12 protein-coding genes are annotated in these 15,855 nt (G+C 61.9%); all 12 read left to right on the top strand.

Going from position 1 to position 15,855, the window contains the following annotated elements; all coding sequences use genetic code 11:
• The first annotated feature begins 219 nt into the window (after positions 1–219).
• The 12 genes from FHS84_RS18495 (at position 220) to FHS84_RS18440 (ending at position 15,853) form a co-directional block, all read left to right on the top strand.
• Positions 220–531, top strand: a complete 312-nt coding sequence (locus FHS84_RS18495) for an STAS domain-containing protein (RefSeq protein ID WP_166937008.1) — start codon at positions 220–222, stop codon at positions 529–531.
• Positions 531–896, top strand: a complete 366-nt coding sequence (locus FHS84_RS18490) for a response regulator (RefSeq protein WP_166937007.1) — start codon at positions 531–533, stop codon at positions 894–896. Before FHS84_RS18495 ends, FHS84_RS18490 begins: the two co-directional genes overlap by 1 nt.
• Positions 893–2,848 (top strand): chemotaxis protein CheA, encoded by a 1,956-nt coding sequence (locus FHS84_RS18485; protein WP_166937006.1) that lies wholly within the window; start codon positions 893–895, stop codon positions 2,846–2,848. The genes FHS84_RS18490 and FHS84_RS18485 overlap by 4 nt, the downstream gene beginning before the upstream one ends.
• A 4-nt stretch (positions 2,849–2,852) precedes the next feature.
• Positions 2,853–3,356 (top strand): chemotaxis protein CheW, encoded by a 504-nt coding sequence (locus tag FHS84_RS18480; protein WP_166937005.1) that lies wholly within the window; start codon positions 2,853–2,855, stop codon positions 3,354–3,356.
• Positions 3,357–3,379: 23 nt separating this feature from the next.
• Entirely contained in the window at positions 3,380–5,887 is a 2,508-nt protein-coding gene (locus tag FHS84_RS18475) for a methyl-accepting chemotaxis protein (RefSeq protein WP_166937004.1), read from the top strand.
• A gap of 121 nt (positions 5,888–6,008) precedes the next feature.
• Complete coding sequence (locus FHS84_RS18470; protein WP_166937003.1) at positions 6,009–8,072, top strand: methyl-accepting chemotaxis protein; 2,064 nt, start codon at positions 6,009–6,011, stop codon at positions 8,070–8,072.
• Between the two features lie 48 nt (positions 8,073–8,120).
• Complete coding sequence (locus FHS84_RS18465; protein ID WP_166937002.1) at positions 8,121–9,944, top strand: methyl-accepting chemotaxis protein; 1,824 nt, start codon at positions 8,121–8,123, stop codon at positions 9,942–9,944.
• Between the two features lies 1 nt (position 9,945).
• Positions 9,946–10,452 carry a chemotaxis protein CheW gene (locus FHS84_RS18460; RefSeq protein ID WP_166937001.1) on the top strand — a complete coding sequence of 169 codons (507 nt, stop codon included), beginning with the start codon at positions 9,946–9,948 and terminating at the stop codon, positions 10,450–10,452.
• Positions 10,453–10,476: 24 nt separating this feature from the next.
• The gene (locus FHS84_RS18455) at positions 10,477–12,102 is read left to right on the top strand and encodes an OprO/OprP family phosphate-selective porin (RefSeq protein ID WP_166937000.1); all 1,626 of its coding nucleotides are present in this window, start codon (positions 10,477–10,479) and stop codon (positions 12,100–12,102) included.
• A 98-nt stretch (positions 12,103–12,200) separates the two neighbouring features.
• Positions 12,201–14,480: a HAMP domain-containing methyl-accepting chemotaxis protein gene (locus FHS84_RS18450; RefSeq protein WP_208393955.1), complete on the top strand. Its 2,280-nt coding sequence runs from the start codon at positions 12,201–12,203 to the stop codon at positions 14,478–14,480.
• 1 nt (position 14,481) lies between these two features.
• The gene (locus tag FHS84_RS18445; protein ID WP_166936999.1) at positions 14,482–14,967 is read left to right on the top strand and encodes a chemotaxis protein CheW; all 486 of its coding nucleotides are present in this window, start codon (positions 14,482–14,484) and stop codon (positions 14,965–14,967) included.
• 13 nt (positions 14,968–14,980) lie between these two features.
• Entirely contained in the window at positions 14,981–15,853 is an 873-nt protein-coding gene (locus FHS84_RS18440) for a CheR family methyltransferase (RefSeq protein ID WP_166937055.1), read from the top strand.
• Positions 15,854–15,855 lie beyond the last annotated feature (2 nt).

Here is a 15,855-nt window from a genome sequence, read left to right as displayed (position 1 = left end):
CCTCGCCTCGCATGCAATCTGAAGTGCTCTGGACGTAGGCCAAACGAATTCGTCTGTGGACGTACAAAACAAATCTCTGTGACAATCTGTCGTTCACTTCCGAGTGGGTGCAAGCGCAAGCGGTATCGCGCTGCTATACATCGCTTAGCGGGACGTTGAGCCGTCGTGTTTACCTTACCGAGCGTCGAGACATTCGACTGCTAGTGCGGGGGAAATGCGGTGCGTTCCAAACCGACCAACGTCGGCGTGACAAATATCGCTGACATACAAACCATCGGCCAGATCCATAACGATCTGAAACAGGCGTTCGAGCGTGGCGGCAATATCCGTCTCAAGCTGGATGCCGTTACCGATGCTGATCTCACATTCGTGCAGCTCGTGGAGTCCGCGCGACGGTCCGCGGCGTCGGAAGGCAAGTCGTTTGCCGTGACGCCGGCTCCGGATTCGCTGCGGGAGCTTCTTGAGCGGGGAGGGTTCGTCTCCTCGCCCGAGGATCGCTCCTTCTGGCTCGGTAACGCGGGAGGCAAGTAATGGCCACAATACTGACGGTGGACGATTCCGCCTCGATACGACAGACGGTGAAGATCGCGCTGGCCGGCGGCGGACATACGGTGTCCGAAGCCGTTGACGGCATGGACGGTCTGCAGAAGGCCGGGCAGTCCGGCTTCGATCTCGTCATCACCGATTTCAATATGCCGCGCATGGACGGCCTCTCGATGGTGCGCGAGCTTCGCAAGCTGCCCCAGTACGTCGGCATTCCGGTCCTGCTGCTCACCACTGAAAGCGATGCGGGACTGAAGCAGCAGGCCAAGGCCGCCGGGGCGACCGGCTGGATCACCAAGCCGTTCGCGGCCGATCAATTGATCAGAATCGTTGAGAAGGTTCTTGCACGATGAGCGTCACCGATCCGCTACAGGTATTCCGTGTTGAGTCCCAGGAGCTCCTGGAACAGATCGAACAGGGTCTGCTCGATCTCGAAAACAATCCCGAGGACGGCGAGACGGTCGCCCAGGTTTTCCGCGCCCTTCACACGCTGAAAGGCTCGGGCGCGATGTTCGGTTTCGAGGCGTTGGCCTCGTTCACCCACCATTGCGAAACCGCGTTCGATCGGGTTCGCAAGGGGCGCGCCACCGCCACGCCGAAACTGATCGGCGCCGTACTGGCCGCTCTAGATCATATGCGCGCGCTTGCCGAACGGCCGGATGCTCGGTCGGAGAACGGCGAAGCGCTGCTAGCCGGATTGCGTCAAGCCATGGAGGACGATGGCGAGAACACCCCAACTCAGCCTCCTTCCAAGACTTGGCGCATCAAATTCACGCTGCCGTCCGACAGTTTTGTCAACGGCACGCGTCCGCTGGCGCTGCTCGACGAGCTGCGTGCGTTGGGCGAGGCGGAGGTCAAGGCGGTAGCGGACGATGTTCCGGAATTGCCGGCGCTGGTCCCCACCGAATGCCATCTGGCGTGGGACGTGCGTCTGACGACGGCACATCCGCGGTCGGCCATCGAAGAAGTGTTCATCTTCGTCATCGACGAAATGACATTATCTATCGAGGAAGAGGGCACCGCGCCGCCGGCTGCCGAAACGGCTGCGGAAACCGCCGAGGTTCACGCCGCGGAGACGCCGAAAGACGCAAATCAGCCGGCGGAAAAGTTCGAAACCCGCCATACCATGGCCGGGGAAACCGTGCGCGTTCCGGCCAGCCGCCTCGACGAATTGCTCGACCAGGTCGGCGAGCTGATGATCGCGCAATCGCGCCTCAAGCAGGTGGCGGGCACGACGTCGGACACGGGCTTGCGCTCGGTCGCCGAGGAAATCGAACGTCTGGCGTCGGAATTGCGCGACTCCATGATGTTTGTCCGCATGGTGCCGATCAGCCAGTTGTTCGGGCGCTTCCGCCGTTTGATCCACGATCTCGCGCGCGACACCGGCAAGCAGATCGAGTTCATCACCGAAGGCGAAACGACCGAACTCGACAAGACCGTGATCGAACGGCTTGCCGATCCGCTGATCCATCTTATCCGCAACTCTGCCGATCATGGGTTGGAGACGCCGGAGGAGCGCCGGGCTGCCGGCAAGCCGGAAACGGGACGCGTGACCCTGTCGGCCCGTCAGGCGGGTGCCGAAGTGGTGATCTCGGTGATCGACGACGGTCGCGGCATCAATCGCGACCGTGTGCGGGCCAAAGCCGAAGAGAATGGCCTGATCGCGCCCGGTGCGGTGTTGAGCGACAGCGAAATCAATCAGCTCATCTTCCAGCCGGGCTTCTCCACGGCCTCGAAGATCACCAACCTGTCGGGACGCGGTGTCGGCATGGACGTGGTCAAGCGCACGATCGAAGGACTGCGCGGCGCCATCGAGATGACCTCCAAGCCAGGGGCCGGCTCGTGCGTGAACCTGCGCATTCCGCTGACGCTGGCGATTATCGACGGACTTCTGGTCCGTGTCGGCGGCGGGCGTTATGTCATCCCGCTGTCGTGCGTCGAGGAATGCGTCGAGCTGTCGACGGAGCAGGACGAGCGCTCGATCGGACGCACCTTCCTGACCTTGCGCGATGCGCTTGTTCCATTCCTCCGGCTGCGCGAACTGTTCGCGACCGGAACCGCTCCCGATCTCTATCAGAAGATCGTGGTGGTTTCGACGGGATCCGAGCGCGTCGGCTTGGTGGTCGATCAAATTCTTGGCCATCACCAGACCGTGATCAAGCCGCTGTCGTGCTTCCATGCGGCGGTCGACACCTTCTCCGGTGCGACCATCCTGGGAGACGGCTCCGTCGCACTGATCCTCGACGTGATGCATCTGGTGGCCGTTGGACAGAAACAGGAGGAGCGGCTTCGCGCCGCGGTGTAATGCCATGACCGGTGAACTGACTAACGGCTGGGACGATGCCGGCCACATGCAGGTTCTGACCTTCGACATGCAGGGCGAAACCTTTGCCATCGAAGCGGGACTTGTGCGCGAAATTCTCGATCGCATTCCGGAAACCGTCGTACCCGGCGCTTCGGCGATGGTCGGCAGTCTGGTCAATTTCCGCGGACGCGTCATTCCGCTGGCCGATCTGCACAAGGCTTTCGGGTTCGAACCCGCAGGCGTAACGGCGGACAGCCGGATTATCGTGATCGAGATCGAAATGGACGGCGAAGCCACGCTGGTCGGTCTGAAGGCCGACAAGGTGCACGAAGTGACCGTTCTGGAAAAGGCCGCGGCGGAAACCGCGCCGCGCGTCGGTATGCGCTGGCGGCAGGACTTCATCCGCTGCCTCGCCAAACGGTCCGGAGACTTCATCGTCGTGCCGGAACTCGAACGGATCTTCGCCACCGGCCGCAGCACGGACACGTCTGCCTTCACCCAACACTGAGTAGCGTACTCGAGGTTAGTAAAATGCGTTTTACGATTAAACTGAAACTGGTATCGGCTTTTGCACTGATTGCCGTGTTGTCCCTCGCTCTGACGGCCGTTGCGGCCGGCGGGCAGGGTTCTCAGACGCTCTTGTGGGCAATCGGTGCGGCGCTCGTGTGCGTCTCCGCCGGTGCAGCGTTTTGGTTGATCGATGCCGTGAATAGCGGTCTCGGAAAGCTGTCCTCCCACGCCGCCGCGCTTGCCGACGGCGATCTCAGCCGCACCATTGCGCATACCGCCAACGACGAGATCAAGGACATTGCGGATGCGCTCAACACGGCGACCGCCCATTTGCGGGATACGGCCGACGTCGCGACGCGCATATCGATCGGCGATCTCAGCCGCGATCCCAAGATCGCGTCCGATCACGACACCCTCAGCAAGGCACTGACCCAGGTTCTGGTCGCCGAGCGCAAAGTCGCGGCCGGAACGGAAAAGCTTGCGGTCGGCGATCTCAGCTACGACCCCAAGATGCGGTCCGACGGCGACAAGCTGGCCGGCGCCTTGATCAAGATGATGGCGCGCCTCCGGGCGATCGGAGCCTTCGCCGAGAATCTCGCCAAGGGCGACCTGTCGCGCGATCCCAACATCCTGTCCGAGAACGACGTCATCGGCAAGGCGCTCGCCGACCTTATCAAGAACGAACGCCGCGTCGCCGAAGTGATGGATCAGATGGCTCAGGGCGATCTGTCCTACGAACCCCGGCCGCGGTCGGAGACGGACAAGCTCGTCATCGCGATGAAGGAAATGGTGCTTGCATTGCGCGACAGCGCCGCGGTGGCCCAGGCCATCGCCATCGGCGATCTCACCAAAGATCCGACCATCCGTTCCGATAAGGACGATTTCGGCAAAGCGCTGACGGCAGTCATAACGGCCGAGCGCAAGGTCGTGGCCGGCATGGAGAAGATCTCGATCGGCGATCTCAGCTACGATCCCAAGATGCGGTCGGACGGCGACAAGCTGGCCGGTTCGTTGATCAAGATGATGGCGCGGCTGCGGCGGATCGAGGAATTCGCCAAGAGGCTCGCGGTCGGCGATCTGTCGAAGGACGCGCAGATTCTCTCGGAAAGCGACGAGATCGGCAAATCGCTGAACCAGCTCGTCACTATGGAACGCCGCATCGCCGGTCTGATGGACGACCTCGCCAAAGGCGATCTCTCCTATGAACCCAAGCCGCGGTCGGAAAACGACAAGCTGGTCATCGCGATGAAGCAGATGGTGTTGTCGCTGCGCGATAGCGCCGCCGTGGCGCACGCCATTGCCATCGGCGATCTCACCAAGGATCCGACGGTCCGCTCCGAGAAAGACGAGTTCGGCAAGGCGCTGGTGGCCGTCGTCACCGCCGAGCGCAAGGTCGCAGGCGGTATGGAGAAGATCTCCATCGGCGATCTCAGCTATGATCCCAAGATGCGGTCGGACGGCGACAAGCTGGCCTCGTCGCTCATCCTCATGGTCAAGACCTTGCGCCAGATCGCCACGATGGCCGGTCAGATCGCCGGTGGCGACCTGACGGTGAACGTCAAGCCGCAATCGGACAAGGACGAGATCGGCAACGCCCTGAAGACCATGGTCGAGCGCTTGCGCGGCGTGGTTGGGGATGCTGTCGCCGCCGCGAACAACGTTTCGTCGGGCAGCCAGGAACTGTCGGCTACCGCCGAGCAGATGAGCCAGGGCGCGAGCGAACAGGCTGCTGCGGCCGAAGAGGCGTCCGCTTCGATGGAGCAAATGGCTTCCAACATCAAGCAGAACGCCGACAACGCCGCACAGACCGAGAGGATCTCGAAGCAGTCGGCCAAGGACGCCGAAGCCTCGGGTGATGCAGTCAACAAGGCCGTCGCGGCCATGCAGACGATCGCCGAGAAGATCACCATCGTGCAGGAGATCGCGCGCCAGACGGATCTGCTGGCTCTCAACGCGGCGGTGGAAGCGGCGCGGGCCGGCGAACACGGCAAGGGCTTTGCCGTCGTCGCGTCGGAAGTGCGTAAGCTTGCCGAACGCAGCCAGACGGCGGCCACCGAGATCAGCGGCCTGTCCTCGGAGACGGTGAAAGCCGCTCAGACGGCCGGCGAAATGCTGGTCAAGCTGGTGCCCGACATCCGCAAGACGGCGGAACTGGTGTCGGAGATTTCTGCGGCTTGCCGCGAGCAGGACATCGGCGCATCGCAGATCAACGAAGCCATCCAGCAGCTCGACAAGGTCACGCAGCAGAATTCTGCTTCGTCCGAAGAAATGTCGGCGACCAGCGAGGAACTCGCCTCCCAATCGGAGGAGTTGCAGACCTCGATTGCCTATTTCCGCACCGACGAGTCGTCCAGTCAGCGCGGGCGGCCTGTTTCGGCTCACCGCAAGCAAGTGGGCGCGCCGGCCGCCAAGGCAGCGTCAAGCCTCGCTCGCAATGCGGTAGCGGAGCAGCAGGCCCGCATCAAAGGGTTCGCGCTCGACATGAAAAATCAGGAGCCGGACGACGGCAGCTTCAAGGAATACGCGTGAAGACGGCGGCGGGAAACATCACGGCATCTGCATGAAATACGTCGGAGGAAACTTTTTCAACTCGCGTCCGGTCGCAGCCTTGTAGGGGGGCTTTGGGTTCGGACGTTACCCGGAGGGGGATATGCGGTTCACCATCAAAACGACTTTTGTGTTGTGTTTTGGATTAATCGCGGTTCTGTCCATGACGTTGATGGCCACCGCGTTCGGCGGGATGACCGGCGGCATCCTCTCCGGCTCCATTGCTGCCGTGATCGCCGTCGTAGCTGTGGCGGCAGGCATCTGGGCGACGCGCACGGTTTCCGGCGGCTTGAAGCAGGTCGGCGCAGCCGTGCAGTCGCTGGCGAAAGGCGAACTCGATCTGGCGGTCGAGCGCCGCAGCGATGACGAGATCAAGGACCTGGCCGACGGGCTCAACGGCATCGCCGCGCACCTGAAGGCGACGACCGATGTCGTGACCCGCATGTCGGTGGGCGATCTCAGTCGTGATCCCGTCCCCGCGTCTGACAAGGATGCGCTCAGCAGGGCACTGCAACTGGTTTTGGCCGCGGAGCGCCGCATTTCGGCCGGCACCGAAAAGGCCGCGGTCGGCGATCTGTCGTATGCGCCCAAGATGCGGTCGGAGAGCGACAAGCTGGCGGGATCGCTGGTTGCGATGATGAACCGCTTCCGCGATATCGCGGCGCTGGCCGAACGTATGGCCACCGGCGATCTGTCGAAGACGCCGGAGGTGCTTTCGGACGCCGACGTCATCGGCAAGTCGCTCGCCGATCTGGTGACCACGGAACGGAAGATCACGCAGGATATGATCCAGGTCGCGCAAGGCGATCTGTCGTTCGAGCCCAAGCCGCGTTCGGAGAGCGACAAGCTCGTCATTTCGATCCGCGACATGGTTCATTCGCTGCGGGAAAGCGCGATCGTGGCGCACGCCATTGCGGTCGGCGATCTCACCAAGGATCCGGTCGTCCATTCCGAGAAGGATGAGCTCGGCAAGGCATTGACGGCGGTCGTCGCGGCCGAGCGCCGCGTCGTGGCCGGTATGGGCAAGATTGCCATCGGCGATCTGTCCTACGACCCGCATATGCGTTCGGACGACGACAAGCTGGTCATCGCGCTCATCGCGATGGTGAAAACCTTACGCGAAATCGCGTCGATGGCGGAGAAGATCGCCGAGGGCGATCTGACCGTCGATATCCAGGCCCAGTCGGAAAAGGACGAAATCGGCAACGCCTTGCGCGTGATGGTCGAACGCCTGCGCGGAGTCGTCGGCGACGCCGCGGCGGCCTCCAACAACGTTTCTTCGGGCAGCCAGGAACTGTCGGCCACCGCCGAGCAGATCAGCCAGGGCGCGACCGAGCAGGCGTCTTCGGCCGAAGAAGCCTCGGCTTCGATGGAGCAGATGGCCTCCAACATCAAGCAGAACGCCGACAACGCCGCCCAGACGGAGAAAATCTCCAAGCAATCGGCCAAGGATGCCGAGGCGAGCGGCGAGGCCGTCAACAAGGCGGTCAGCGCAATGCAGACCATCGCCGAAAAGATCACCATCGTGCAGGAGATTGCCCGTCAGACCGATCTTCTGGCCTTGAATGCGGCCGTCGAAGCGGCCCGCGCCGGCGAACACGGCAAGGGGTTCGCGGTTGTGGCGTCGGAAGTGCGCAAGCTGGCCGAACGCAGCCAGACCGCGGCGACCGAGATCAGCGGACTTTCCGGCGAAACCGTCCGTGCGGCGCAGTCGGCCGGCGAAATGCTGATGAAGCTGGTGCCCGATATCCGCAAGACGGCGGAACTGGTGTCGGAGATTTCTGCGGCCTGTCGCGAGCAGGATATTGGCGCCTCGCAGATCAACGAAGCCATCCAGCAGCTCGATAAGGTTACCCAGCAGAACGCTTCGGCGTCCGAGGAAATGTCGGCGACCAGCGAGGAGCTCGCATCGCAGGCCGAAGAGCTGCAGTCGTCGATCGCCTATTTCCGCACCGATCTGGCAGGCGGAGAAGCTCGCCAAAGCCGTACGCCCGATAAGAAGGCCGTCAAAGCGGCCGGAAAGCCCACGGTCAAATCCATGGCGAAGACGTCCGGCAAGCCCGCGGCGCGCGGCACGGTCGCCGAGCAGCAGGCTCGGGTCAAAGGATTTGCACTCGATATGACACAGGGGCAGTCGGACACCGACGGCTTCAAGGAATACGCGTGAGGCGTTGCTGCCTCTGGTCCACCAATCCGATACCTCCAGGAGGGGGAAATGCGCTTCACCATCAAACTGAAATTGGCTGTCACATTCGGGCTCATCGCCACGATGCTTCTGGTAGCTGCCTTTGTTGCCGTTAACAGCCTTTCATCGCTCAATGACACCCTGAAATCCATGATCGCCGGGCCGGTGGAGCGCATGAACGTGGCGCTGAACATTCATGACTCGTTCATGGACATCGCCCGTACCCAGAAGAACATGATCTTGGAGTCGGACGCGCAGGAAATCCGCGGCTACGACGAAAAGCTGACGAAATTGCGCAGCGAAGTCGACGAGTTTATCACGCGCGGCGATGCCATTGCCTCGGAAAAAGGCAAGCTCAAATACAACGAGATCCGGGCCAGCTGGGACACGTTCAAGTCGCTCGATACCAAACTGCGTCAGCTCGCCCTCGAGGGCAAGGATGCGGAAGCGACCGCGCTGTCGTTCGGTGATTTGCGCAAGGCCAACAATGCGATCACGGCGGAAACCGACGATCTGGTCGAGATGACCCGCACGCAGTTGAAGCAGGCCGAGACGGATGCCGAGGATTCCTACCAGGCTACCCGCCGCGTTCTGATCGGCGTGGTGATCTTGGCGTTGGTTCTGGCGATTTCCTCTGCCGCCTGGGTGATGATCTCGATCAACACCGGCCTCAAGAAGATCAACCTGATGGCGCAGGCCGTCGCGATCGGCGATCTCGAGCAGCACATCGACGTCAAGACCAATGACGAAATCAAGGATGTCGTCGACTCCGTCAACGTGATGACCGCCAACCTGCGCAACACCGCGGGTCTGGCCGACAAGATCGCCGGCGGCGATCTCACCGTTCAGCCCAAGCCGCTGTCGGAGAAGGACAAGCTGGGCAAGGCGCTGGAAAGCATGGTCGAGCGTCTGCGCAGCGTGGTGAGCGACGCCGTCGCCGCCGCCAACAACGTTTCGTCGGGCAGCCAGGAACTGTCGGCCACCTCGGAACAGATGAGCCAGGGTGCGACCGAACAGGCGTCTTCGGCCGAAGAAGCCTCCGCGTCGATGGAAGAGATGGCGTCCAACATCAAGCAGAACGCCGACAACGCCGCCCAGACCGAAAAGATATCCAAGCAGTCGGCCAAGGATGCCGAGGCGAGCGGCGAGGCCGTCAACAAGGCGGTCAGCGCGATGCAGACCATCGCCGAAAAGATCACCATCGTGCAGGAAATCGCCCGTCAGACCGATTTGCTGGCTCTGAACGCGGCCGTCGAAGCGGCCCGCGCCGGCGAGCACGGCAAGGGGTTTGCGGTCGTTGCGTCGGAAGTGCGCAAGCTCGCCGAACGCAGCCAGACCGCGGCCACCGAGATCAGCGGACTTTCCGGCGAAACCGTCCGGGCGGCGCAGTCGGCCGGCGAAATGTTGATGAAGCTGGTGCCCGATATCCGCAAGACGGCGGAACTGGTGTCGGAGATTTCTGCGGCTTGCCGCGAGCAGGACATCGGCGCGTCGCAGATCAACGAAGCCATCCAGCAGCTCGATAAGGTTACCCAGCAGAACGCCTCGGCGTCCGAGGAAATGTCGGCGACCAGCGAGGAACTCGCCTCGCAGGCCGAGGAGCTGCAGGCCTCCATCGCCTATTTCCGCACCGACAATACGGGGCAGGGGCAGGCGAAATCGGTTCAAGTCTCCGCCAAGCACACATCGGTCGCCCATATGAACGTCAAGCCCGCCGCCAAGCTTGCAAAGGCTCCGGGCAAGCTCAACCGCGGTGCCAGTGCGGTCGCCGAACAGCAGGCGCGTGCGAAAGGCTTTGCGCTCGATCTGTCGAACAGCCGCACCGACGAGGACGGGTTCAAGGAGTACGCCTGATATGCAAACTGCGACGCATGAATCCCAATTCGTGACGTTGTGCCTCGGAGCGGAAGTGTTCGCGGTGCCGGTGTCGATGGTTCGCGAGATCCTCGACTACCGCGACAGCTTCCGCATCCCGGAAGGGCCCGACTATCTGCTCGGCCTGATCGACGTGCGCGGCCGCGGCACGCCGGTGATCGATCTACGCTCCAAGCTCGGCATGGCGAAGGTGCCGCCGGACTCGGCAACGCGGATCATGGTCCTCGATGTGCCGCTCGCGGACCGCACGCTGGCCCTGGGCTTGGTCGCCGACCGGGTGCTGGAAGTGGCAACCTTCGCCGACGATCAGATCGAAGGCGCGCCCGACGTGGGCGTTGCCTGGCGGTCCGACTACATCGCCGGCGTTGTGCGCCGCGAGAGCGGCTTCGTCGTTCTGTTCAATCTGTCGAATCTCCTCACGGCAGACATGGCATCGCTCTGCGCCATCAACAATCCGTCGGACGTCAAGCTTCGTTCGGCGGCCTAGCTCACATCACCAAAGGTTTCTTTCATGTCATCCCGAGTAACGCTCGTTCTATCTCTTCTGGTCGCCCTGGTGCCGTCGGCTCAAGCTGCTTCGCAGAGCGACACGCAGGATCTGCAGCGTCAAATCCAGGAAATGCAGTCGCAGTTCGACAATCTCAAGAAGTCGTCGAACGACAAAGTCGACGAGATGCAGCGCAAACTCGCTGCGTTTCAGGAACAATACGCGGTGGAGAAGAAGAAGGACACCGCGGTTCGTGTGTCTCTGGTCAACGGCTCTCCGACGATCAGCTCGGATGACAACTCGTTCGCCATATCCCTGACCGGCCTGATGCAGGTCGACTATGGCTACTATATGCAAGGCCACCGCGCGACGACGCTGGGGCCGTCCTATGGACCCGACTTGTCCAGCGGCACCAACATCCGGCGCTCCGCGATCGGCGTGAAAGGCAAGATGTTCGGCAATTGGTCGTATCTGTTGCTCTACAACTTCGGCAACTCCGCGATCGAAACGCCCGGCAGCATCTTATACTCCTATGTGCAGTATGACGGTTTTGGGCCGCTGACGATCCGGGCCGGTGCGATCGCGCCGCCGTCCAGCATCGAGGACGGCACCAGCCCGGCGGATTTGATGTTCATCGAGCGCAATTCGTCGTCCAACCTGCAGCGCAATATTGCCGGTGCCGAGGGACGGGCAGGTGTTACGGTCGCGTATGCCGGTGACCGGCTGTTTGCGGCGCTGTCCTACTCGGGCGGCAAGGTGCAGGACTCAGCCGTGTTCGACGAACAGATGGCGGTCGTCGGGCGCTTGTCCTATCTGGCCTATGCCGATCAGGAACGCGACCAGCACCTCATCGTCGGCGGCAATTTCCTTCACGTCTTCAAGCTGCCGGATATGGTCGCGGGCGGACAGGATACGCAGCAGACCACGCCTGGCGGAACGGCTCTGCATTGTTTCACGCTGGGCGATTTTCCGGAACTGACCGTCGACTCGACGGCAACGAAGCTCGTCAACACGGGCAGCCTGTCGGCCAATCATGTGACCAGCGCCGGCATGGAAACGGCGGGGAACTGGAAGAACTTCTATGTCCAGTCGGCATACTACCTCTATCAGGTCGACCGCGCGCCCATCGCCTACAACGTCTACACGGCACCGTCCACCTACGCGGCACAGACGGTCCGCCCCGGCAACAACGACTTCCACGGCTGGTACGTGCAGGCAAGCTGGGTTCTGACCGGCGAAAGCAAGCCTTTCATCAAAGCGACGAGCGCTTTCGGCAATCCAAAGCCGTTCCACCCGCTCTCCCTGAAGGATGGCGGATGGGGCGCGTGGGAACTGGCCGCCCGTTACTCGACGCTGAATCTCAACAGTCACGAGAACAGCGCCGACGCCGTCGTGACCGGATGGAGCGGCAGCCAGAAGACCTACACGTTCTACAATACCGTGCGCGGCGGCAATCAGCGGATCGCGACCGTCGGTCTCAACTGGTACCCGGTCAGCACCATCCGTCTGTTGTTCAACTATCTGTACGTCGAATCCGATCGAACCCAGGTTCCTGGACCCGTCGTCTCGGCATCCACTCCGGATCTTCCCGCCGTCGCTGTCGGCCAGAGCTACAGCGCCGCCGCAATCCGTCTACAGGTCGCCTTCTGATCCCTGATCCCATTGCAGCGCGATATGGACGATCGTCCGTGTGACGCTGCAACGGGACCGACCACTGTCACAGCAAAGTTTGCATACGAGGATTTGTCATGCGTTTCTCCGTCAAATTGAGGTTTGTGCTCTGCTTCGGGCTGATTGCCGCCACGCTGGCCTGCCTGTCCGCAGTCGCCGTCCAAAGCTTGTCGTCGCTCAACGATCGGTTGGGGCTGGTGATGGCTGGGCCGGCCAAACGCGTCGAGCTGAGCGGAGACCTTCTTTACAACCTGATGGAAATCAATCGTCTCTATAAGAACATGATCATCGAGACGGACGCCCAGAAGGTGCAGGGTTACAACACGGACGTCCGCGGCTTCGCCAAGAATTTCGAGGCGGCCATTGCGGAGGCCAGGAACCTCGCAACGGACAAGGACCGCGCCACCTATCAGGACATGGAAATCCAGGCCGAGACGCTGAGGATGTACGGTCCGAAGTTCCGCGAATACGTCCTGGGTGGCCAGAGGGACAAGGCATCCCAGCTCGTCTTTGGGCCGATGACGCCGGTGTTCAAGGCGATCATCAAAGACGCACAGGAGGCGGTCGCGGTCGCCAAGCAGGACATGGCGGCCTCGAAAGCCATCGCGCATGAGGAATACGTCGGAACCCGCAACTCGATGATCATTGCGGCGGTCGTCGCTCTGCTGGTGACCGCGACATTCGTGAGCTGGATCGTCTACAGCATCATGATGGGTCTGAAGAAGATCGGTGCCGCGACGGGCGCTATGGCGATCGGCGATCTCGATAACGAGATTTCCTATAAGCTCAATGACGAGATCAAGGATCTCATCAAGTCCGTCGACGGTCTGAGATCGCACCTGAGAAATATCACCGCCGTGTCGCACAAGATTTCGGCTGGCGATCTCTCGGAAGAGCCGAAAATCCTGTCTGATAAAGACGTGCTTGGAAAGGCTCTCCGGGAAGTCGTCATATCGGAGCGCAAAATCGCGGCTGGAATGGAACTCGCTGCGATCGGCGATCTCTCGTATGTTCCGGAGAAGCGTTCCGACCGCGACATTCTGCTGATCTCGCTCGACAGAATGATGGATCGTCAGCACAAGCTGGCGGCTTTTGTCGAGAAAATGTCGGTCGGCGATTTCTCGGTGGAACCGCGCATCCTGTCGGACAAGGATACCATCGGCAAGAGCTGCCACGATCTGTGGAAAGTCGAGCAGCACATCTCCAACGTTATGGAGAATATGGCCAAGGGCGACTTGTCCTACGAGCCCAAGTTGCGTTCGGAGGCCGACAAGCTGGCGGCTGCCGTGAAGACCCTCACGCATTCCTTGCGCGACGTTGGCGAAATGGCCAACCGGATCGCCGGCGGCGATCTGACGGTGAGCCCGAAGCCGAGATCGGACGTCGACGTGATGGTTCAGGCGCTCGAGAGCATGGTCGGGCGCTTGCGCGGTGTGGTGAGCGATGCATTCGCCGCCGCCAATAACGTCTCGTCGGGCAGCCAGGAATTGTCGGCCAATGTCGAGCAGATGAGCCAGGGTGCGACCGAACAGGCGGCCTCGACCGAAGAAGCGTCGGCTTCGATGGAAGAGATGGCCTCCAACATCAAGCAGAACGCCGACAACGCCGCCCAGACCGAGAAGATCTCCAAGCAGTCGGCCAAGGATGCCGAGGCTTCGGGCGATGCGGTCAACAAGGCGGTCAACGCGATGCAGACCATCGCCGAAAAGATCACCATCGTGCAGGAAATCGCCCGCCAGACCGACTTGCTCGCTCTGAACGCGGCGGTGGAAGCGGCGAGGGCCGGCGAGCACGGCAAAGGCTTTGCCGTGGTGGCGTCGGAAGTGCGCAAGCTGGCCGAACGCAGCCAGACGGCGGCGGCCGAGATCAGCGGGTTGTCGGGCGAAACCGTTCGCGCCGCGCAGTCGGCCGGCGAAATGCTGGCCAAGCTGGTACCGGACATCCGCAAGACGGCCGAACTGGTTGCGGAAATCTCTGCGGCTTGCCGCGAGCAGGACATCGGCGCCTCGCAGATCAACGAAGCCCTGCAGCAGCTCGACAAGGTCACCCAGCAGAATGCGTCGGCCTCCGAGGAGATGGCAGCGACCAGCGAAGAGCTCGCCTCGCAGTCGGAAGAGCTGCAGGCCTCCATCGCTTATTTCCGCACCGATGAAGCGGACGGCCAAGCGCAGGCGAAGACGCCGGTCAAGCGGATGCCGGTTGCGCGTGCGGGTGCCAAGCAGATCGTGAAATCCGGGGCCGGCAAGGTCAACCGCGGCGCCGCTGCCGTGGCCGAACAGCAGGCGAGGGCGAAAGGTTTTGCAATCGACATGTCGAACGGCCGCACCGAAGATGACGGGTTCAAGGAGTACGCCTGATATGCAAGCTGCGACGCATGAATCCCAATTCGTGACGTTGTGCCTCGGGGCGGAAGTATTCGCGGTTCCGGTGTCGATGGTTCGCGAGATCCTCGACTACCGCGACAGCTTCCGCATCCCGGAGGGGCCCGACTATCTGCTCGGCCTGATCGACGTGCGCGGCCGCGGCACGCCGGTGATCGATCTGCGTTCCAAGCTCGGCATGGCGAAGGTGCCGCCGGACTCGGCAACGCGGATCATGGTCCTCGATGTGCCGCTCGCGGACCGCACGCTGGCCCTCGGTCTGGTCGCCGACCGCGTACTGGAAGTGGCAACCTTTGCCGACGATCAGATCGAAGGCGCGCCCGACGTGGGCGTTGCCTGGCGGTCCGACTACATCGCCGGCGTCGTGCGCCGCGAGAGCGGCTTCGTCGTTCTGTTCAATCTGTCAAAACTGCTGACGGCGGACGTAGCGATCCTCGCTTCGTCGGCCGCCAAAGCAGCCTAGGAGCACAAACGTGATGGGTGGAACGGCATTGGCGACGACAACTTCGGCATCATCCGCGAGACCAAGCGGTTACGGTCTCAGCGAGAAGAACTTCCGCAAGCTTTGCACATTTGTCTATAGCGTCTGCGGCATCAAGCTGACCGAGAAGAAGCGCAGTATGGTCGATGGGCGGTTGAGGCGGCGCATGCGCGCGCTCGACATCGCCGACATCAACGACTACTGCGACTTTCTGCTCGGCGGCAGTGCGGCGGCGGAGCCGGAAGTGCCGTACTTCATCGATGCCGTTACCACCAACAAAACGGATTTTTTCCGCGAACCGGCGCACTACGTGTTCATGCAGGAACATGTGATGCCCGCTTGGGCCGCCGAAGGTCGTCGCGGTGCCAAGATCTGGAGCGCGGCATGCTCGACGGGCGCGGAGGCGTATACGACCGCCATGGTTGTGGACGATTTCTTCCATGGCCGTTTCGACTATTCGATCCTGGCGACCGACGTATCGACCGACGTCCTGCAGAAGGGCTATGCCGGTCTGTTTCCGCGCACCATGATCGATCCGATCCCGGAAGAATTCCGCAAGCGCTATGTCCTGGTGCCGAAAAATCCGGCGCGGAACGAGATCCTGATCTCCTCCGCCTTGCGCAGCAAAGTCTCCTTCCACCGCTTGAACCTGATGGACGACCGCTATCCCTTCGACCGGGATCACGACATCATCTTCCTGCGCAACGTGCTGATCTATTTCGACCGGCCGACCCAGGACTGCGTGCTAGCCAAGCTTTGCGATCATTTGCGGCCCGGCGGCTATCTGTTCCTCGGTCATTCCGAGTCCCTGGCCGGCGCCAAACTTCCGCTGCAGATGGTTGCCAACACGATCTTCCGCCGGAAGTAGCC

The sequence above is a fragment of the Rhizomicrobium electricum genome (genome assembly GCF_011762045.1).
GTDB classification, from domain to species: Bacteria; Pseudomonadota; Alphaproteobacteria; order Micropepsales; family Micropepsaceae; genus Rhizomicrobium; species Rhizomicrobium electricum.
This window is presented reverse-complemented; position numbering and strand designations above follow the sequence as displayed.

Coding starts and splice junctions, on each gene's coding strand:
- FHS84_RS18490 (WP_166937007.1), top strand. CDS start 531: ATGGCCACAATACTGACGGTGGACGATTCCGCCTCGATACGACAGACG.
- FHS84_RS18485 (WP_166937006.1), top strand. CDS start 893: ATGAGCGTCACCGATCCGCTACAGGTATTCCGTGTTGAGTCCCAGGAG.
- FHS84_RS18480 (WP_166937005.1), top strand. CDS start 2,853: ATGACCGGTGAACTGACTAACGGCTGGGACGATGCCGGCCACATGCAG.
- FHS84_RS18475 (WP_166937004.1), top strand. CDS start 3,380: ATGCGTTTTACGATTAAACTGAAACTGGTATCGGCTTTTGCACTGATT.
- FHS84_RS18470 (WP_166937003.1), top strand. CDS start 6,009: ATGCGGTTCACCATCAAAACGACTTTTGTGTTGTGTTTTGGATTAATC.
- FHS84_RS18465 (WP_166937002.1), top strand. CDS start 8,121: ATGCGCTTCACCATCAAACTGAAATTGGCTGTCACATTCGGGCTCATC.
- FHS84_RS18460 (WP_166937001.1), top strand. CDS start 9,946: ATGCAAACTGCGACGCATGAATCCCAATTCGTGACGTTGTGCCTCGGA.
- FHS84_RS18455 (WP_166937000.1), top strand. CDS start 10,477: ATGTCATCCCGAGTAACGCTCGTTCTATCTCTTCTGGTCGCCCTGGTG.
- FHS84_RS18450 (WP_208393955.1), top strand. CDS start 12,201: ATGCGTTTCTCCGTCAAATTGAGGTTTGTGCTCTGCTTCGGGCTGATT.
- FHS84_RS18445 (WP_166936999.1), top strand. CDS start 14,482: ATGCAAGCTGCGACGCATGAATCCCAATTCGTGACGTTGTGCCTCGGG.
- FHS84_RS18440 (WP_166937055.1), top strand. CDS start 14,981: ATGGGTGGAACGGCATTGGCGACGACAACTTCGGCATCATCCGCGAGA.